This is a genomic window from Pseudoxanthomonas sp. SL93, assembly GCF_026625825.1.
GTDB lineage: Bacteria > Pseudomonadota > Gammaproteobacteria > Xanthomonadales > Xanthomonadaceae > Pseudoxanthomonas_A.
This window is the reverse complement of sequence record NZ_CP113065.1, coordinates 1845435-1861440: the sequence shown is the minus strand read 5'-3', so window position 1 is coordinate 1861440 and position 16006 is coordinate 1845435. Positions and strand designations below refer to the sequence as shown.

Sequence of the window (16006 nt, the reverse complement as noted above, 5' to 3'; positions counted from 1 at the left end):
CATGACCGCGAAGAAATATTCGTTGGGTCTCGTTGGCCGCAAGGCCGGCATGACCCGGGTGTTCACCGAAGATGGCAAGTCCATTCCGGTGACGCTGATTGAAGCCACCCCGAACCGCATCACCCAGATCAAGACCCCGGAAACCGACGGCTACAGCGCCGTGCAGGTGGTCGTGGGCACCCGTCGCGCCTCGCTGATCACCAAGCCTGTCGCCGGTCACCTGGCCAAGGCCAAGGTCGAAGCCGGTCGCGGCCTGTGGGAGCTGCGCGTCGAAGCCGACAAGCTGGGCGACTTCACCGTCGGCGGCGAGATCAAGGCTGACATCTTCGAAGTCGGCCAGATCGTCGACGTCCAGGGCGTCACCAAGGGCAAGGGCTTCCAGGGCACCATCAAGCGCTGGAACTTCCGCATGGGCGACGCCACCCACGGTAACTCGCTGTCGCATCGCGCGCCGGGTTCGCTGGGTCAGCGCCAGACGCCGGGCCGCGTGTTCCCGGGCAAGAAGATGTCCGGTCACATGGGTGCCGTGCAGCAGAGCACGCAGAACCTGGAAATCGTCCGCGTGGACGCCGAGCGCGGCCTGATCGCCGTTCGCGGCGCCGTGCCGGGTGCGCCGGGTGGCGACGTGATCGTGCGTCCGGCCAGCAAGGGTTGAGGAGAACGACAATGGAACTAGCCATCACAGGTAGCGCCAACAAGCTGTCGGTTTCCGACGACGTGTTTGGCCGTGAATTCAGCGAAGACCTGGTCCACCAGGTGGTCGTTGCCTACCGCAACGCCGGCCGTGCCGGCACCAAGGCGCAGAAGACCCGCTCCGAGGTCAACGGCACCACCAAGAAGTCGAAGAAGCAGAAGGGTGGCGGTGCACGTCACGGCGCCCTGACCGCTCCGATCTTCGTCGGTGGCGGCGTGACCTTCGCGGCGAAGCCGCGCAGCTTCGCGCAGAAGGTCAACCGCAAGATGTACCGCGCCGCGATGAAGGCCATCCTGTCGGAGCTCAACCGCCAGGGCCGCCTGCTCGTCGTCGACGCGTTCGATGTCGATTCCGCCAAGACCTCGGGCCTGATCTCCAAGCTCAAGGGCCTGGAAGTGGGCAAGCGTCCGCTGATCGTCACCGAAGAAGCCTCCGAGCACCTGTACCTGTCGGCCCGCAACCTTCCCTACGTGGAAGTGCGCGACGTGCAGGGCCTGGATCCGGCCGCGCTGGTCGGTGCCGACTCGGTGGTGATCACCGCTGATGCCGTCAAGAAGGTCGAGGAGTGGCTGGCATGATGAGCAACGAGAAGATTTTCGCCGTCCTGCGTGCCCCGCGTGTGTCCGAAAAGACCGTGCGTCTGCAGGAACTCTCCAATCAATACGTCTTCGAAGTCTCGAACGATGCCACCAAGGCCGATGTCAAGGCCGCGGTCGAGCAGCTGTTCGACGTCAAGGTCGAGACGGTCAACGTGGTCAACGTGAAGGGCAAGAACAAAGCCTTCCGTAACCGCGCCGGCCGCCGCGGCGACTGGCGCAAGGCGTACGTGCGTCTGGCCGATGGCCAGGCGATCGACGTGTCGGCCAAGGCCTGAGGTAGAACCACATGCCATTGATGAAATTCAAACCCACCTCTCCCGGTCGCCGTTCGGCGGTCCGCGTGGTGACGCCTGACCTGCATAAGGGTGCCCCGCATGCTGCGCTGCTGGAAAAGCAGAGCAAGTCCGGCGGTCGCAACCACCACGGTCGCATCACCACCCGTCATATCGGCGGTGGCCACAAGCAGCACTACCGCATCATCGACTTCAAGCGCGACAAGGAAGGCATCCCGGCGCGCGTGGAGCGGATCGAATACGATCCCAACCGCACCGCGCACATCGCGCTGCTGTGCTATGTCGATGGCGAGCGCCGGTACATCATCGCCCCGAAGGGCCTGAAGGCCGGTGACCAGGTCATCGCCGGCAGCGACGCGCCGATCAAGGCCGGCAACACGCTGCCGCTGCGCAACATCCCGGTCGGTACCACTGTCCACGGCATCGAGCTGAAGCCCGGCAAGGGCGCGCAGATCGCCCGTGCCGCCGGCGCCGCCGTGCAACTGGTCGCTCGTGAGCAGGGTTTCGCCACGCTGCGTCTTCGCTCCGGCGAAATGCGCAAGGTGCAGGTCGAGTGCCGCGCCACCGTCGGTGAAGTCGGCAACGACGAGCACAGCCTGGAAAAGCTGGGCAAGGCCGGTGCCAAGCGCTGGCGCGGTATCAAGCCGACCGTCCGCGGTGCGGCGATGAACCCGGTTGACCATCCGCACGGTGGTGGTGAGGCCAAGGCCGGCCAGGGTAATCCGCATCCGGTCACCCCGTGGGGCGTGCCGACTAAGGGTTACAAGACGCGCAAGAACAAGCGCACCCAGCAATTCATCGTCCGCGATCGTAGGGGCTAATCGACCATGGCACGTTCACTCAAGAAGGGCCCGTTCGTCGATCACCACCTCGTCAAGAAGGTGGAGGCCGCGGGCGGCAGCAAGAAGCCGATCAAGACCTGGTCGCGCCGTTCGATGATCCTGCCGGAAATGGTGGGCTTCACGATCGCTATCCACAATGGCAAGAACCACGTTCCGGTGCTGGTCAACGAGAACATGGTCGGCCACAAGCTCGGCGAATTTGCCGTCACCCGGACCTTCAAGGGTCACGGTGGCGACAAGAAAGCCGGCGGCAAGAAGTAAGGAGAGATGACCATGGAAGCGAAAGCCATCCTGCGCACCGCGCGCATCTCCCCGCAGAAGGCCCGCCTGGTCGCTGACCAGGTGCGCGGTCTGCCCGCCGAACGCGCCGTCAACCTGCTGAAGTTCTCGGACAAGAAGGCTGCCCACATGATCAAGAAGGTCGTGGAGTCCGCCATCGCCAACGCCGAGAACAACCAGGGCGCCGACGTCGACGCGCTGAAGGTCACGACCATCATGGTCGACGAAGGTCCGATGCTGAAGCGTTTCATGGCCCGTGCCAAGGGCCGCGGTACTCGTATCCTCAAGCGCACCAGCCACATCACCGTGGTGGTGGGCGAAGCCACCGGCAAGGGCAAATAAGACTATGGGTCATAAAGTTCATCCGACCGGAATCCGCCTCGGCATCGCCAAGGACTGGAATTCCAAGTGGTTCGCCAACAAGCGTGACTACGCCCAGTACCTGGCGGCCGACCTCAAGGTGCGCGACATGCTGCGCAAGAAGCTGGCGCAGGCCGGCATCTCGAAGATCCTCATCGAGCGTCCCGCAAAGACGGCCCGCGTGACGATCCACACCGCCCGCCCGGGCGTGGTGATCGGCAAGCGTGGTGAGGACATCGAGAAGCTGCGCAAGGAAGTGAGCGATCTGATGGGCGTCCCGGCGCACATCAACGTCACCGAAGTGCGCAAGCCCGAGCTGGACGCCCAGCTGGTGGCCGAGTCGATCGCGCAGCAGCTGGAACGCCGCATCATGTTCCGCCGCGCGATGAAGCGTGCCGTCGGCAACGCGATGCGCCTGGGTGCCCTGGGCATCAAGGTCAACGTCGCTGGCCGCTTGAATGGTGCGGAAATCGCCCGTTCGGAGTGGTACCGCGAAGGCCGCGTGCCGCTGCATACGCTGCGTGCCGACATCGATTACGGTTTTGCCGAGGCGAAGACCACCTACGGCATCATCGGCATCAAGGTGTGGGTCTACAAGGGCGAAGTCTTCGACTTCAGCCAGGTGGGTCAGGAGAAGCAGGACGACGCGCGCCCCGAGCGCAGCGAACGTCCGTCGCGCCCGTCCCGTGACCGCGACGCGAGGTAATCAGTCATGTTGCAACCCAAGCGAACCAAATACCGCAAGATGCACAAGGGCCGTAACGAAGGCCTGAGCTGGAGCGGCAACCTCGTCAGCTTTGGCGAGTACGGCCTGAAGGCCACGGCGCACGGTCAGCTGACCGCGCGCCAGATCGAGGCAGCGCGTCGTTCCATCAGCCGTTACGTGAAGCGTGGCGGCAAGATGTGGATCCGTGTGTTCCCCGACAAGCCCATCACCAAGAAGCCCATCGAAGTCCGCATGGGTTCCGGTAAGGGTAACGTCGAGTACTGGGTCGCCCAGATCCAGCCGGGCCGCATGATCTATGAAATCGAAGGCGTCAGCGAGGACATCGCGCGCGAGGCGTTCCGCCTGGCCGCGGCCAAGCTGTCCGTCACCACCACATTCGTGACCCGGACGGTGCGCTAATGGAACTCAAGCAACTTCGCGAAAAGTCGGCTGACGAACTGAAGGCCCACCTGACCGATCTGCGCAAGGAGCAGTTCTCCCTGCGCATGCAGAAGGTCACTGGCCAGCTGCCGAAGACCCACGAAACCCGCCGGGTTCGCCGCGAGATCGCTCGCGTCAAGACCCTGCTCGGCAGCCAGAAGTAAGGAGCGCCCAAGATGAGCGATAACAAAGACAAAGCGCAACGCACCATCGAAGGTCGTGTCGTCAGCAACAAGATGGACAAGACGGTCACCGTGCTGGTGGAGCGTCAGGTCAAGCACGCCCTGTACGGCAAGTACATCCGTCGTTCGACCAAGCTGCACGCGCACGACGCGGAAAACAGCTGCAAGGAAGGCGACGTGGTACGCGTGACCGAAATCGCCCCGATGTCCAAGACCAAGAACTGGCGTGTGGTGGAAATCGTCACCCGCGCGGCTGAATAAGAGGAGTCTGAATCATGATCCAGATGCAGAGCTACCTTGACGCGGCCGACAACTCCGGCGCCAAGGAACTGATGTGCATCAAGGTGCTGGGCGGCTCGAAGCGCCGTTACGCCGGCATCGGTGACATCATCAAGGTGACCGTCAAGGACGCCATCCCGCGTGGCAAGGTCAAGAAGGGCGAAGTCTACGACGCCGTGGTCGTGCGCACCCGCAAGGGCGTTCGCCGCCCCGACGGTTCGCTGATCCGCTTCGATGGCAATGCCGCCGTGCTGCTCAACAACAAGCAGGAGCCGATCGGTACCCGCATCTTCGGGCCTGTGACCCGTGAGCTGCGTTCCGAGAAGTTCATGAAGATCGTTTCGCTCGCGCCTGAAGTGCTCTGAGCGGAGGACATAGAAATGGCAAACCGTATCAAGAAAGGCGACCAGGTCGTCGTCACCGCTGGCAAGGACAAGGGCAAGAAGGGCGACGTGGTGCGCGTGGATGGTGACCGTGTGGTCGTCTCCAACGTCAACGTCGTCAAGCGCCATACCAAGCCGAACCCCCAGGCCGGCGTGGCTGGTGGCGTGGTCGAGCGCGAAGCCTCGATCCACATTTCCAATGTCGCGCTGTTCAACCCGGCAACGGGCAAGGGCGAGCGTATCGGTTTCAAGGTGCTGGAGGATGGACGCAAATTGCGTGTGTTCCGCTCCAGCGGTGAGGCGCTCGACGCCTGAGGAATGAGGTTATGACCACCCGTCTCGAAAAAATCTACAAGGAAGAAGTGGCGCCGGCTCTGATGAAGAAGTTCGGCTACACCAATCCCATGGAAGTGCCGAAGATCACCAAGATCACCATCAACATGGGTGTGGGTGAAGCGGCGACCAACAAGAAGATCCTGGAAAACGCCGTGGCCGACCTGGCCAAGATCACCGGCCAGAAGCCGATCACGACCAAGTCCCGCGTGTCGGTGGCTTCGTTCAAGATCCGCGATGGCTGGCCGATCGGCTGCAAGGTCACCCTGCGTCGCGCCAAGATGTACGAATTCCTGGATCGCCTGATCAGCATCTCGCTGCCGCGCGTCCGCGACTTCCGTGGCGTGTCCGGCCGTTCGTTCGACGGTCGCGGCAACTACAACATGGGCGTGAAGGAACAGATCATCTTCCCGGAAATCGACTTCGACGCCGTCGACGCGATCCGCGGCATGGATATCGCCATCACCACCACCGCCAAGAACGACGCCGAAGCCAAGGCGCTGCTCGAAGCGTTCAAGTTCCCGTTCCGTAACTGATTCGCTAGGACACCTGACATGGCAAAGACCTCGATGGTCAACCGCGACATCAAGCGGGAAAAGCTGGCCAAGCAGTACGCCGCCAAGCGCGATGCACTGAAGAAGACCATTTCCAGCACCACTGCTTCCTACGAAGAGAAGCTGGAAGCCGTGACCAAGCTGCAGAAGCTGCCGCGCGACTCGTCGCCCAGCCGCCAGCGCAACCGTTGCGAGCTGTCCGGTCGTTCGCGTGGCGTGTACCGCAAGTTCGGCCTGGGCCGCAACATGCTGCGCAAGGCCACCATGAACGGCGACGTGCCCGGCCTGCGCAAGGCCAGCTGGTAATCACCCGGTTGCCCGGCTCGCCGGGCAGCACGTGGCAGGAAAGACAAGTCCGGCACTTGCCGGGCTTGTTGTTGTACAATGTTCGGCTCCCACGGCCAGGCCGGGGGAGGGCGGGGTACAACCGCCACCCGCCTGGGGGTTTCCAGGGACAACACAAGATTTTCGCGAAAGCGGATATCGGTGCTACTCATAAGGCAGACTCTAATGAGCATGACTGATCCCATCGCCGACATGCTGGTGCGCATTCGCAATGCCGCCGCTGTGGGCAAGCCGACGGTGAAGATGCCGTCCTCCAAGATCAAGGCTTCGATCGCCAACGTCCTGAAGTCGGAAGGCTACATCGGCGACGTCCGCGTGACGAAGACCGAGAACAACAAGGCCGAGCTCGAAATCGTCCTGAAGTACTTCGAAGGCAAGCCCGTCATCGAGAAGCTGAGCCGCGTGTCCCGTTCGGGCCTGCGCCAGTACCGTGGCAAGGCTGAACTGCCCAAGGTCCTCGGTGGCCTCGGCGTCGCCATCATCTCCACCTCCAAGGGCATCATGACCGATGCGCAGGCGCGCCAGCAGGGCGTCGGCGGTGAAGTCCTGTGCTTTGTGGCCTAAGGGAGTAACCGTATGTCCCGCGTAGCCAAGAAGCCGATCAACCTGCCCAAGGGCGTTGAGCTGAACGTCCAGTCGGACAACCTGAGCGTCAAGGGCCCGAAGGGCACCCTGTCGATCGCCAAGCCCGCCGGCGTCGAGGTCAATCTCGAGAACGGCGTTGCCAACCTCTCGCCGGTCACGCCGGCAGACGATGCCATCACCGGCACCATCCGCGCGATCCTGGCCAACATGGTCAAGGGCGTGTCGGAAGGCTTCGAGCGCAAGCTCGAACTGGTCGGCGTGGGTTATCGTGCCGCGATGCAGGGCAAGGACCTCAGCCTGTCGCTGGGCTTCTCCCACCCGGTGCTCTTCCAGACCCCGGAAGGCATCACCATCGCCACCCCCACCCAGACCGAGATCCTGGTGCAGGGCGCCGACAAGCAGCGCGTGGGTGAAGTTGCCGCCAAGATCCGCGGCTTCCGTCCGCCGGAACCCTACAAGGGCAAGGGCGTGAAGTACTCCGACGAAATCATCATCCGCAAGGAAGCGAAGAAGGCCTAACCGGGCTTTCGGCTTCGAGGAACCAGATCATGAGCATCAAGAACACCGCCCGCCTGCGCCGCGCCAAGTCCACCCGCGCGCACATCCGCGAACTCGGCGTGCCGCGCCTGTCGGTGCTGCGTACCGGCCAGCACATCTACGCCCAGCTGTTCACCGCCGATGGCGCCAAGGTCATCGCGTCGGCCAACACGCTGCAGTCCGATGTCAAGGACGGCCTGAAGAACGGCAAGAACAGCGATGCCGCCGCACGCGTCGGCAAGCTGATCGCCGAGCGCGCCAAGGCCGCGGGCATCGAGAAGGTCGCGTTCGACCGTTCGGGCTACCGCTACCATGGCCGCATCAAGGCCCTGGCTGACGCGGCCCGCGAAGGCGGCCTGCAGTTCTAACCTTGAAAGGCATGGGGGCAACCCCACGCCTTGACCTGTCGGCGCGGGCTGCGCCGGGCGCGGTCGCTCTTCTGCAGCGACCGTTGCGTCACCGCTCCATACCACAACCATAAGCGGCCAAGCCGTACATACCCAATCAACCAAGGAATTCAAGCAATGGCAGAAGAACGTCAACCGCGGGGTCGTGATCGCGACCGCAACCGCGAAGAGAAAGTCGATGACGGCATGATCGAGAAGCTGGTCGCGGTCAACCGCGTCAGCAAGACGGTCAAGGGCGGTCGCCAGTTCACCTTCACCGCCCTGACGGTGGTGGGCGACGGCAACGGCAAGATCGGTTTCGGCTACGGCAAGGCGCGCGAAGTGCCGGTCGCCATCCAGAAGTCGATGGAATACGCCCGCAAGGGCATGCTGAACGTGGACCTGAACAACGGCACGTTGTGGCACCCGGTGAAGGCCGGCCACGGCGCGGCGCGCGTGTTCATGCAGCCGGCGTCGGAAGGTACGGGCGTGATCGCCGGCGGCGCCATGCGCGCCGTGCTGGAAGCGGTCGGCGTGAAGAACGTGCTGGCCAAGGCCGTCGGTTCGCGCAACCCGATCAACCTGGTCCGCGCCACGCTGAAGGGCCTGAGCGACATGCAGTCGCCGTCCCGCATCGCGGCCAAGCGCGGCAAGAAGGTGGAGGAACTCCTCAATGGCTAACGAGTCCAACAAGACCGTCAAGGTGCGCCTGGTGCGCGGCCTGCGTGGTTCCCGGGCCATCCACCGCCTGTCGGTGAAGGCACTGGGCCTGAACAAGTTGAACGATGTGCGTGAACTGAAGGACAGCCCGCAGGTACGCGGCCTGATCAACAAGGTTCACTACCTCGTCAAGGTCGAGGAGTAATTCAGATGCGTCTCAATACATTGAAGCCCGCCGACGGCGCCCGCACCGAACGCACCCGCGTTGGTCGTGGTATCGGTTCCGGCCTGGGCAAGACCGCGGGCCGCGGCCACAAGGGCTCGTTCGCGCGTTCGGGCAAGGGCAAGATCAAGGCGAAGTTCGAAGGCGGCCAGATGCCTTTGATCAAGCGCCTGCCCAAGGTCGGTTTCCGTTCCAAGCTGAAGCTGGACTGCGCCGAAGTGCTGTCCTACCAGCTGGACAAGCTGGAAGCCGGTGAGGTCGATTTCGCCGCACTGCGTGCCGCCAAGCTGGTGCCCAGCACCGCCAAGCGCGCCAAGATCGTCAAGAAGGGCGAACTGAGCAAGAAGTTCGTGCTGAAGGGCGTCGCCGTGACGGCGGGTGCCAAGGCCGCCATCGAGGCTGCCGGCGGCAGCGTGCAGGAGTAACGGACGCATGGCGCAGGGTAATGCCGCCGGTGCACTGGCAGGTGCGGGGAAGTTCACTGAACTTCGCCAGCGCCTGCTGTTCGTCCTGGGCGCGTTGATCGTCTACCGGATCGGTTGCTTCATCCCGGTGCCGGGCGTCAATCCCGATGCCATGCTGGCGATGATGCAGGCGCAGGGTGGCGGCATCGTGGACATGTTCAACATGTTCTCGGGCGGCGCCCTGCACCGTTTCAGCATCTTCGCGCTGAATGTCATGCCCTACATCTCGGCATCGATCGTGATGCAGCTGGGCGTGCATATCTTCCCGACGCTGAAGGCGTTGCAGAAGGAAGGCGAATCCGGCCGTCGCAAGATCACCCAGTACTCGCGCATCGGCGCCGTGCTGCTGGCGGTCGTGCAGGGCGGCAGCATCGCCACCGCGCTGCAGAACCAGGTCGCCCCGGGCGGTATGCCGGTCGTCTATGCGCCGGGCATGGGCTTCGTACTGACCGCCGTGGTCGCGCTGACCGCAGGCACCATCTTCCTGATGTGGCTGGGCGAGCAGGTGACGGAGCGCGGCATCGGCAACGGCGTCTCGCTGATCATCTTCGCGGGCATCGTGGCCGGCCTGCCGGGCGCGGTCATCCAGACGGTCGGTGCGTTCCGCGACGGCACGCTGAGCTTCATCTCGCTGCTGCTGATCGCCATCGTCGTGCTGGGCTTCACCTTCCTGGTGGTCTTCGTCGAACGCGGCCAGCGCCGCATCACGGTGAACTACGCGCGCCGCCAGGGCGGTCGCAACGCGTACATGAACCAGACATCGTTCCTGCCGCTGAAGCTCAACATGGCCGGTGTGATCCCGCCGATCTTCGCGTCCAGCATCCTGGCGTTCCCCGCCACGCTGGCGATGTGGTCCGGCCAGAACAGCGGCGCCACCACCTGGCTGCAGCGGATCTCCAATGCGCTGGCTCCGGGTGAGCCGCTGCACATGATCGTGTTCGCCGCGATGATCATCGGTTTCGCCTTCTTCTATACCGCGCTGGTGTTCAATTCGCAGGAAACCGCGGAGAACCTGAAGAAGTCGGGTGCGCTGATCCCCGGCATCCGTCCCGGCAAGGCCACCGCCGACTACGTCGATGGCGTGCTGACCCGGTTGACGGCCATCGGTTCGATGTACCTGGTTGCAGTCTGCCTGCTGCCCGAAGTGATGCGCACCCAGCTGGGTACCTCGTTCTACTTCGGTGGCACCTCGCTGCTGATCGTGGTGGTGGTGGTGATGGACTTCATTGCGCAGATCCAGGCGCACCTGATGTCCCACCAGTACGAGAGCCTGCTGAAGAAGGCCAACCTGAAAGGCGGCTCGCGCGGCGGTCTCGCGCGCGGCTGAGGTATACTGCGGGGCTTTCCCGCACCAGCCCGGTCTTCGACCGGACTGACTTAGATGGGCGGCCCCCGCATCGATTCCGGGCGGGGGTGCGAGCCAGCCAGTCCCTGCGCCAGAGTAGCGCGGGCGGGGCAGGGCAAAGGGGCAACCCGATGCCAGGTCCCAGGCAGGTTCCGGCGCCGGAGCATGGGCACACTCCCCATGCCGGGTTCATTCTGGCTCCCGCCGGCGTGGGCTTCCTTGTAACCCGGAATCTTGATAAAATTTCCAGTTCACTCCGCTCGTCTGCGAAAAATCCTTCCCGGGACGACCGCTCACGGGCCAATACTTACAGTTGGAGACCGCGTCATGGCGCGTATTGCAGGTGTCAACCTGCCTGCCCAGAAGCATGTCTGGGTCGGTTTGCAAAGCATTTACGGCATCGGCCGTACCCGTTCGAAGAAGGTCTGCGACGCCGCAGGCGTGGCCTCGAACACCAAGATCCGCGACCTGTCGGAGCCCGAAGTCGAGCGCCTGCGTGCCGAAGTCGGCAAGTATGTGGTCGAAGGCGACCTGCGCCGTGAAGTCGGCATCGCCATCAAGCGTCTGATGGACCTGGGCTGCTACCGCGGCCTGCGTCACCGTCGCGGCCTGCCGCTGCGTGGTCAGCGCACCCGCACCAATGCACGCACCCGCAAGGGTCCGCGCAAAGCCATCAAGAAGTAAGGGGCGCCCATCATGGCCAAGCCAGCTGCTGCCAAAGTCAAGAAGAAGATCAAGCGCGTCATCACTGACGGCGTCGCCCACGTCCACGCTTCTTTCAACAACACCATCGTCACCATCACCGACCGTCAGGGCAACGCATTGTCGTGGGCCACGTCGGGCGGCGCGGGTTTCCGTGGTTCGCGTAAATCCACCCCGTTCGCTGCACAGGTCGCCGCCGAAAAGGCCGGCCGGGCTGCGCTGGACTACGGTGTGAAGTCGTTGGAAGTCCGCATCAAGGGCCCCGGCCCGGGCCGTGAGTCGGCCGTGCGTTCGCTCAACAATGTTGGCTACAAGATCACCAACATCATCGACGTCACGCCGATCCCGCACAACGGTTGCCGTCCGCCCAAAAAGCGTCGCGTCTGAGGAGCTGAAGAGAAATGGCTCGTTATATTGGTCCCACCTGTAAGCTCGCGCGCCGCGAAGGCGCCGACCTGTCCCTCAAGAGCCCGGCCCGCGCGCTGGACTCCAAGTGCAAGCTGGAGCAGAAGCCCGGCCAGCACGGCGCCACTGCCCGCAAGGGCAAGCTGTCCGATTACGCCACCCAGCTGCGTGAAAAGCAGAAGGTCAAGCGTATCTACGGCCTGCTGGAGCGCCAGTTCCGCAATTACTACAAGAAGGCCTCGACCAAGAAGGGCAACACCGGCGAGAACCTGCTGCAGTTGCTGGAAACCCGTCTGGACAACGTCATCTACCGCATGGGTTTCGCGGTGACCCGTCCGGCCGCCCGCCAGCTGGTCTCGCACCGTGGCGTGCTGGTCAACGGCAAGTCCGTCAACCTGCCGTCCTACCAGGTCAAGGCCGGTGATGCGATCGAGCTGTCCGAACGCGCACAGAAGCAGCTGCGCGTGCAGGAATCCCTGACCGTCGCCGAGCAGCTCGACCTGAGCCCGTCGTGGGTCGAAGTCGACGCGAAGAAGTTCAGCGGCGTGTTCAAGTCTGTTCCGGTCCGTTCGGACCTGCCTGCCGACATCAACGAAGCGCTGATCGTCGAGTTGTACTCGAAGTAATTCATTCACGCACCCCCGGGAAAGCCGGGGGATCGCAGGAGACAAAGCAACATGACGGGTATTACTCAGCAAGTGCTGCGCCCCCGCGGCCCGCAGATCGAGCGCCTGACCGGCAACCGCGCGAAGGTGGTCATCGAACCGCTGGAGCGTGGCTATGGTCATACGCTCGGCAATGCGTTGCGCCGCGTGCTGCTGTCGTCCATCCCCGGCTTCGCAATCACCGAAGTCGAGATCGACGGCGTGCTGCACGAATACAGCACCATCGAAGGCATGCAGGAAGACGTGCTGGAAGTGCTGTTGAACCTGAAGGATGTGGCCATCCGCATCCACACCGGTGATTCCTCCACGCTGAGCCTGGCCAAGCAGGGCCCGGGCGTGGTGACCGCCGGCGACATCAAGACGGACCACAACGTCGAGATCCTCAACCCGGAACTGGTCATCTGCAACCTGACCAAGGACACGGCGCTGAACATGCGCCTGAAGATCGAGCGCGGTTTCGGCTACCAGCCGGCCGCCGCCCGTCGTCGTCCGGACGAGGAAACCCGTGCGATCGGCCGCCTGGTGCTGGACGCCTCGTTCTCGCCGGTCCGTCGCGTCGCGTACGCGGTGGAAGCCGCGCGCGTCGAGCAGCGTACCGACCTGGACAAGCTGGTCCTGGACATCGAAACCAACGGCACGATCGATGCCGAGGAAGCCGTGCGCACCGCTGCCGACATCCTCAGCGACCAGCTGTCGGTGTTCGGTGACTTCACCCACCGCGACCGTGGCGCGCCGAAGCAGGCTGCCAGCGGCGTGGATCCGGTGCTGCTGCGTCCGATCGACGACCTGGAACTGACCGTGCGTTCGGCCAACTGCCTCAAGGCCGAGAGCATCTACTACATCGGCGATCTGATCCAGAAGACCGAAGTGGAGCTGCTGAAGACCCCGAACCTCGGCAAGAAGTCGCTGACCGAGATCAAGGAAGTCCTCGCCCAGCGCGGCCTGTCGCTCGGCATGAAGCTGGAGAACTGGCCGCCGGCCGGCGTCGCCCAGCACGGCATGCTTGGCTGATGAAGTACCGGCAACTCCCGCGCCCGCGCGGGAGTTGTCTGCAACACCCTTGTCGACGGACCCGAAGGTCCGCGGCGCTTCCGGTCAAGGACGGCCGGTACGGACCACCCGCAGTCCACTGTTCCAGCGCCTGGATGGCGACAACGAAGTCCAACGTCCCACCATTCTTCAGGAATCCAACCCATGCGCCACCAGAAAGCCGGCCGCAAGTTCAGCCGCACCAGCGCCCATCGCGAAGCGATGTTCCGCAACATGGCTGCCTCGCTGATCAAGCACGGCCTGATCAAGACCACCCTGCCGAAGGCCAAGGAACTGCGCCGCGTCGCGGAGCCGCTCATCACCCTCGGCAAGATCGACGGCGTCGCCAACCGCCGCCTCGCCTTCTCGCGCCTGCGCGACAAGGAAGCCGTCGGCACGCTGTTCACCACGCTCGGCCCGCGCTACCAGTCGCGTCCGGGTGGCTACCTGCGCATCCTCAAGTGCGGTTTCCGCGCCGGCGACAATGCGCCGATGGCCTACGTGGAACTCGTTGACCGTCCGGAAGCCGCGACCGAGTAATTCCGGGCCGACGCTGCAGGACACCAGGAACCCCGGCCATCGCCGGGGTTTTTATTTTTGCGCCGCCACGGCAGCGGCTGATCCAGCCCGGGCAGGTGGATGGGACACGCCGTTCCGGCCCTGCACGCGGCGGGACTGACGCAGTTGCCAGCGCATGTGGATAATGCGGTCATTCCCCGCCTTCGTGATCCGGTGCCGATGAACCCTCTCCGCTGGTCGTTCCGTGCGCAATGCGTGCTCGGTTTCGTGGTCTGCCTGTCATTGCTGGCCTATGCGCTGTTCGTCCAGTTCGTGCAGAAGCTGGAGCCCTGTCCGTTCTGCATCTTCCAGCGGCTTGCGTTCGCGGCGACCGGCGTGATGTTCCTGCTGGGTGCGCTGCATGGCCCACGCCGCGCCGGTGGGCGCCGCCTTTACGGCCTGCTGGCGTTCATCGCGGCGGCGGTGGGTATCGGCATTGCCGGCCGTCATGTCTGGGTGCAGGTTTACCCACCCCTGATGCCGAGCTGCGGCCCCGGATGGGACTACATGATCGAGACCAACACCTGGCTCGGCGTAGTGCAGAAGGTCCTGTCCGCAAAAGGCGACTGCAGCACCATCGACTGGAGTTTCCTTGGCCTGACCATGCCGATGTGGAGCCTGGTGTGGTTCGTCCTGCTCGCGGCCTGGGCGCTGTGGATCGGCTTCCGCGCCCGCAAAACCTCCACCTTCCGTTGAATTGACGCGGCGCACCATTCTGTCACCATGGTGGGCCGCAAGGAGCCCCCCATGAATCCCACCGACCGCAATCTTCGTGCCGTTCAGTTGCCCGCCCAGTGGGCGCCGGACAGCTGGCGCGCGCGGCCGGCCGTGCAGCTGCCCACCTATCCCGATGCCGAAGCGCTGGAAGCGGCGGTCGGCGAACTGAGGCAGCTGCCGCCGCTGGTCACCTCGTGGGAGATCTTCGCGCTGAAGAAGCAACTGGCCGAAGCGCAGGAAGGCAAGCGCTTCCTGCTGCAGGGTGGCGACTGCGCCGAGAGCTTCAGTGACTGCGAGTCGGGACTGATCTCCAACCGCCTGAAAGTGCTGTTGCAGATGAGCCTGGTGCTGGTGCATGGGCTGCGCCTTCCGGTGGTGCGCGTGGGCCGGTTCGCCGGGCAATACGCCAAGCCGCGTTCGGCCGACCTGGAGACCCGCGACGGCGTCACCCTGCCCAGCTATCGCGGCGACCTGGTGAACCGGCCCGAGTTCACCGCCGAAGCCCGCGTGCCGGATCCGCGCCGCATGATCAAGGCGCATGCGCGCTCGGCGATGACGATGAACTTCGTGCGTGCGCTGATCGATGGGGGCTTCGCCGACCTGCACCATCCCGAATACTGGAACCTCAACTGGGTGGGCTACTCGCCGCTGGCCAACGAGTACCAGCAGATGGTGACGTCGATCGGCGACGCGGTGCGGTTCATGGAGACGCTGTCGGGCTCCGAAGTGCACAACCTCAACCGCATCGACTTCTACACGTCGCATGAAGCGCTGCTGCTGCCTTACGAGGAAGCGCTCACCCGGGAAGTCCCGCGCCAGTGGGGCTGGTTCAACCTGAGCACGCACTATCCCTGGATCGGCATGCGCACGGCCGCCGTGGACGGCGCCCACGTGGAATACCTGCGTGGCGTGCGCAATCCCATCGCCATCAAGGTGGGACCGTCGGTCACCCCGGACCAGTTGCTGCGCCTGATCGACGTGCTGAACCCGGAAGACGAGGCCGGCCGACTGACCTTCATCCACCGCATGGGCGCAGCGCAGATCGCGGACAAGCTGCCGCCGTTGCTGGAAGCCGTGCGTCGCGACGGGCGCCGCGTGCTGTGGGTGTGCGACCCGATGCATGGCAATACCGAAAGCACGAGCAATGGCTTCAAGACGCGCCGCTTCGACAACGTGCGCAGCGAAGTGGAACAGTCCTTCGACCTGCATGCGGCCGCCGGCACGCGTCTGGGTGGCGTGCACCTGGAGCTGACGGGCGAGGATGTCACCGAGTGCACGGGTGGCGCGCGCGAGCTGACGGACATCGATCTGGAGCGTGCGTATCGTTCCACCGTCGATCCGCGGCTGAATTACGAGCAGTCGCTGGAGATCGCGATGTCGATCGTGCGCAAGCAGAACCAGGTGGCGGCGCCGGCGCTGCGCTGAACGCGGCGGTGCCGG

General features: G+C 64.1%; 28 protein-coding genes. All 28 read left to right on the top strand.

Features of this window, described 5'->3' with window-relative positions; translation table 11 throughout:
- Position 1 precedes the first annotated feature (1 nt).
- The 28 genes from rplC to OVA13_RS08715 all read left to right on the top strand — a co-directional run bounded on the left by rplC (position 2) and on the right by OVA13_RS08715 (position 15991).
- Positions 2 to 655 (top strand): 50S ribosomal protein L3, encoded by a 654-nt coding sequence (gene rplC / locus OVA13_RS08850; protein ID WP_267793397.1) that lies wholly within the window; start codon positions 2 to 4, stop codon positions 653 to 655.
- 11 nt (positions 656 to 666) lie between these two features.
- Positions 667 to 1272: a 50S ribosomal protein L4 gene (gene rplD / locus OVA13_RS08845; RefSeq protein WP_267793396.1), complete on the top strand. Its 606-nt coding sequence runs from the start codon at positions 667 to 669 to the stop codon at positions 1270 to 1272.
- Positions 1269 to 1568: a 50S ribosomal protein L23 gene (gene rplW / locus OVA13_RS08840; protein WP_267793395.1), complete on the top strand. Its 300-nt coding sequence runs from the start codon at positions 1269 to 1271 to the stop codon at positions 1566 to 1568. The genes rplD and rplW overlap by 4 nt, the downstream gene beginning before the upstream one ends.
- An 11-nt stretch (positions 1569 to 1579) precedes the next feature.
- Entirely contained in the window at positions 1580 to 2407 is an 828-nt protein-coding gene (gene rplB, locus OVA13_RS08835) for a 50S ribosomal protein L2 (protein WP_267793394.1), read from the top strand.
- 6 nt (positions 2408 to 2413) lie between these two features.
- The gene (gene rpsS / locus OVA13_RS08830; protein WP_055941277.1) at positions 2414 to 2689 is read left to right on the top strand and encodes a 30S ribosomal protein S19; all 276 of its coding nucleotides are present in this window, start codon (positions 2414 to 2416) and stop codon (positions 2687 to 2689) included.
- A 12-nt stretch (positions 2690 to 2701) separates the two neighbouring features.
- Positions 2702 to 3049 (top strand): 50S ribosomal protein L22, encoded by a 348-nt coding sequence (gene rplV / locus OVA13_RS08825; protein WP_267793393.1) that lies wholly within the window; start codon positions 2702 to 2704, stop codon positions 3047 to 3049.
- 4 nt (positions 3050 to 3053) lie between these two features.
- Positions 3054 to 3773, top strand: a complete 720-nt coding sequence (gene rpsC / locus OVA13_RS08820; RefSeq protein ID WP_267793392.1) for a 30S ribosomal protein S3 — start codon at positions 3054 to 3056, stop codon at positions 3771 to 3773.
- Between the two features lie 6 nt (positions 3774 to 3779).
- The gene (rplP, locus tag OVA13_RS08815) at positions 3780 to 4193 is read left to right on the top strand and encodes a 50S ribosomal protein L16 (RefSeq protein WP_055941282.1); all 414 of its coding nucleotides are present in this window, start codon (positions 3780 to 3782) and stop codon (positions 4191 to 4193) included.
- A complete protein-coding gene (gene rpmC / locus OVA13_RS08810) occupies positions 4193 to 4378 on the top strand; it encodes a 50S ribosomal protein L29 (RefSeq protein WP_142124595.1) in 186 nt (61 codons plus the stop codon). Before rplP ends, rpmC begins: the two co-directional genes overlap by 1 nt.
- 12 nt (positions 4379 to 4390) lie before the next feature.
- Positions 4391 to 4657 (top strand): 30S ribosomal protein S17, encoded by a 267-nt coding sequence (rpsQ, locus tag OVA13_RS08805; RefSeq protein ID WP_267793391.1) that lies wholly within the window; start codon positions 4391 to 4393, stop codon positions 4655 to 4657.
- Positions 4658 to 4671: 14 nt separating this feature from the next.
- Positions 4672 to 5040, top strand: a complete 369-nt coding sequence (gene rplN / locus OVA13_RS08800) for a 50S ribosomal protein L14 (RefSeq protein ID WP_013535986.1) — start codon at positions 4672 to 4674, stop codon at positions 5038 to 5040.
- A gap of 15 nt (positions 5041 to 5055) precedes the next feature.
- Entirely contained in the window at positions 5056 to 5373 is a 318-nt protein-coding gene (gene rplX, locus OVA13_RS08795; protein ID WP_142124593.1) for a 50S ribosomal protein L24, read from the top strand.
- 11 nt (positions 5374 to 5384) lie between these two features.
- On the top strand, positions 5385 to 5927 hold the full coding sequence (gene rplE / locus OVA13_RS08790) for a 50S ribosomal protein L5 (RefSeq protein ID WP_055941290.1): 543 nt from the start codon (positions 5385 to 5387) through the stop codon (positions 5925 to 5927).
- Between the two features lie 18 nt (positions 5928 to 5945).
- Positions 5946 to 6251 (top strand): 30S ribosomal protein S14, encoded by a 306-nt coding sequence (gene rpsN / locus OVA13_RS08785; RefSeq protein ID WP_267793390.1) that lies wholly within the window; start codon positions 5946 to 5948, stop codon positions 6249 to 6251.
- A 204-nt stretch (positions 6252 to 6455) separates the two neighbouring features.
- Complete coding sequence (gene rpsH / locus OVA13_RS08780; RefSeq protein WP_267793389.1) at positions 6456 to 6854, top strand: 30S ribosomal protein S8; 399 nt, start codon at positions 6456 to 6458, stop codon at positions 6852 to 6854.
- Positions 6855 to 6866: 12 nt separating this feature from the next.
- The gene (gene rplF / locus OVA13_RS08775) at positions 6867 to 7394 is read left to right on the top strand and encodes a 50S ribosomal protein L6 (protein WP_267793388.1); all 528 of its coding nucleotides are present in this window, start codon (positions 6867 to 6869) and stop codon (positions 7392 to 7394) included.
- Positions 7395 to 7423: 29 nt separating this feature from the next.
- The gene (rplR, locus tag OVA13_RS08770; protein ID WP_267793387.1) at positions 7424 to 7780 is read left to right on the top strand and encodes a 50S ribosomal protein L18; all 357 of its coding nucleotides are present in this window, start codon (positions 7424 to 7426) and stop codon (positions 7778 to 7780) included.
- A 156-nt stretch (positions 7781 to 7936) separates the two neighbouring features.
- A complete protein-coding gene (gene rpsE, locus OVA13_RS08765) occupies positions 7937 to 8479 on the top strand; it encodes a 30S ribosomal protein S5 (RefSeq protein WP_267793386.1) in 543 nt (180 codons plus the stop codon).
- Positions 8472 to 8663, top strand: a complete 192-nt coding sequence (rpmD, locus tag OVA13_RS08760) for a 50S ribosomal protein L30 (protein ID WP_267793385.1) — start codon at positions 8472 to 8474, stop codon at positions 8661 to 8663. The genes rpsE and rpmD overlap by 8 nt, the downstream gene beginning before the upstream one ends.
- Entirely contained in the window at positions 8663 to 9106 is a 444-nt protein-coding gene (gene rplO, locus OVA13_RS08755) for a 50S ribosomal protein L15 (RefSeq protein ID WP_267793489.1), read from the top strand. The genes rpmD and rplO overlap by 1 nt, the downstream gene beginning before the upstream one ends.
- 7 nt (positions 9107 to 9113) lie before the next feature.
- Positions 9114 to 10472 carry a preprotein translocase subunit SecY gene (gene secY, locus OVA13_RS08750; RefSeq protein ID WP_267793384.1) on the top strand — a complete coding sequence of 453 codons (1359 nt, stop codon included), beginning with the start codon at positions 9114 to 9116 and terminating at the stop codon, positions 10470 to 10472.
- A 345-nt stretch (positions 10473 to 10817) separates the two neighbouring features.
- Complete coding sequence (rpsM, locus tag OVA13_RS08745; RefSeq protein WP_267793383.1) at positions 10818 to 11174, top strand: 30S ribosomal protein S13; 357 nt, start codon at positions 10818 to 10820, stop codon at positions 11172 to 11174.
- Between the two features lie 12 nt (positions 11175 to 11186).
- Positions 11187 to 11579 carry a 30S ribosomal protein S11 gene (rpsK, locus tag OVA13_RS08740; RefSeq protein WP_055941307.1) on the top strand — a complete coding sequence of 131 codons (393 nt, stop codon included), beginning with the start codon at positions 11187 to 11189 and terminating at the stop codon, positions 11577 to 11579.
- Between the two features lie 14 nt (positions 11580 to 11593).
- A complete protein-coding gene (gene rpsD / locus OVA13_RS08735) occupies positions 11594 to 12223 on the top strand; it encodes a 30S ribosomal protein S4 (RefSeq protein WP_267793382.1) in 630 nt (209 codons plus the stop codon).
- A 51-nt stretch (positions 12224 to 12274) separates the two neighbouring features.
- On the top strand, positions 12275 to 13273 hold the full coding sequence (gene rpoA, locus OVA13_RS08730) for a DNA-directed RNA polymerase subunit alpha (protein WP_267793381.1): 999 nt from the start codon (positions 12275 to 12277) through the stop codon (positions 13271 to 13273).
- Positions 13274 to 13456: 183 nt separating this feature from the next.
- Positions 13457 to 13831, top strand: a complete 375-nt coding sequence (gene rplQ, locus OVA13_RS08725) for a 50S ribosomal protein L17 (protein ID WP_093296373.1) — start codon at positions 13457 to 13459, stop codon at positions 13829 to 13831.
- Positions 13832 to 14029: 198 nt separating this feature from the next.
- The gene (locus tag OVA13_RS08720; RefSeq protein ID WP_267793380.1) at positions 14030 to 14545 is read left to right on the top strand and encodes a disulfide bond formation protein B; all 516 of its coding nucleotides are present in this window, start codon (positions 14030 to 14032) and stop codon (positions 14543 to 14545) included.
- Positions 14546 to 14596: 51 nt separating this feature from the next.
- Positions 14597 to 15991 (top strand): class II 3-deoxy-7-phosphoheptulonate synthase, encoded by a 1395-nt coding sequence (locus OVA13_RS08715; protein WP_267793379.1) that lies wholly within the window; start codon positions 14597 to 14599, stop codon positions 15989 to 15991.
- Positions 15992 to 16006: the final 15 nt, after the last annotated feature.

Coding starts and splice junctions, on each gene's coding strand:
- rplN (WP_013535986.1), top strand. CDS start 4,672: ATGATCCAGATGCAGAGCTACCTTGACGCGGCCGACAACTCCGGCGCC.
- OVA13_RS08720 (WP_267793380.1), top strand. CDS start 14,030: ATGAACCCTCTCCGCTGGTCGTTCCGTGCGCAATGCGTGCTCGGTTTC.
- secY (WP_267793384.1), top strand. CDS start 9,114: ATGGCGCAGGGTAATGCCGCCGGTGCACTGGCAGGTGCGGGGAAGTTC.
- rplD (WP_267793396.1), top strand. CDS start 667: ATGGAACTAGCCATCACAGGTAGCGCCAACAAGCTGTCGGTTTCCGAC.
- rplB (WP_267793394.1), top strand. CDS start 1,580: ATGCCATTGATGAAATTCAAACCCACCTCTCCCGGTCGCCGTTCGGCG.
- rplC (WP_267793397.1), top strand. CDS start 2: ATGACCGCGAAGAAATATTCGTTGGGTCTCGTTGGCCGCAAGGCCGGC.
- rpmC (WP_142124595.1), top strand. CDS start 4,193: ATGGAACTCAAGCAACTTCGCGAAAAGTCGGCTGACGAACTGAAGGCC.
- rpsD (WP_267793382.1), top strand. CDS start 11,594: ATGGCTCGTTATATTGGTCCCACCTGTAAGCTCGCGCGCCGCGAAGGC.
- rplR (WP_267793387.1), top strand. CDS start 7,424: ATGAGCATCAAGAACACCGCCCGCCTGCGCCGCGCCAAGTCCACCCGC.
- rplV (WP_267793393.1), top strand. CDS start 2,702: ATGGAAGCGAAAGCCATCCTGCGCACCGCGCGCATCTCCCCGCAGAAG.
- rpsN (WP_267793390.1), top strand. CDS start 5,946: ATGGCAAAGACCTCGATGGTCAACCGCGACATCAAGCGGGAAAAGCTG.
- rplW (WP_267793395.1), top strand. CDS start 1,269: ATGATGAGCAACGAGAAGATTTTCGCCGTCCTGCGTGCCCCGCGTGTG.
- rpsS (WP_055941277.1), top strand. CDS start 2,414: ATGGCACGTTCACTCAAGAAGGGCCCGTTCGTCGATCACCACCTCGTC.
- rpsH (WP_267793389.1), top strand. CDS start 6,456: ATGAGCATGACTGATCCCATCGCCGACATGCTGGTGCGCATTCGCAAT.
- OVA13_RS08715 (WP_267793379.1), top strand. CDS start 14,597: ATGAATCCCACCGACCGCAATCTTCGTGCCGTTCAGTTGCCCGCCCAG.
- rplF (WP_267793388.1), top strand. CDS start 6,867: ATGTCCCGCGTAGCCAAGAAGCCGATCAACCTGCCCAAGGGCGTTGAG.
- rplX (WP_142124593.1), top strand. CDS start 5,056: ATGGCAAACCGTATCAAGAAAGGCGACCAGGTCGTCGTCACCGCTGGC.
- rpsK (WP_055941307.1), top strand. CDS start 11,187: ATGGCCAAGCCAGCTGCTGCCAAAGTCAAGAAGAAGATCAAGCGCGTC.
- rplQ (WP_093296373.1), top strand. CDS start 13,457: ATGCGCCACCAGAAAGCCGGCCGCAAGTTCAGCCGCACCAGCGCCCAT.
- rpsM (WP_267793383.1), top strand. CDS start 10,818: ATGGCGCGTATTGCAGGTGTCAACCTGCCTGCCCAGAAGCATGTCTGG.
- rpmD (WP_267793385.1), top strand. CDS start 8,472: ATGGCTAACGAGTCCAACAAGACCGTCAAGGTGCGCCTGGTGCGCGGC.
- rpsE (WP_267793386.1), top strand. CDS start 7,937: ATGGCAGAAGAACGTCAACCGCGGGGTCGTGATCGCGACCGCAACCGC.
- rpoA (WP_267793381.1), top strand. CDS start 12,275: ATGACGGGTATTACTCAGCAAGTGCTGCGCCCCCGCGGCCCGCAGATC.
- rplE (WP_055941290.1), top strand. CDS start 5,385: ATGACCACCCGTCTCGAAAAAATCTACAAGGAAGAAGTGGCGCCGGCT.
- rpsC (WP_267793392.1), top strand. CDS start 3,054: ATGGGTCATAAAGTTCATCCGACCGGAATCCGCCTCGGCATCGCCAAG.
- rpsQ (WP_267793391.1), top strand. CDS start 4,391: ATGAGCGATAACAAAGACAAAGCGCAACGCACCATCGAAGGTCGTGTC.
- rplP (WP_055941282.1), top strand. CDS start 3,780: ATGTTGCAACCCAAGCGAACCAAATACCGCAAGATGCACAAGGGCCGT.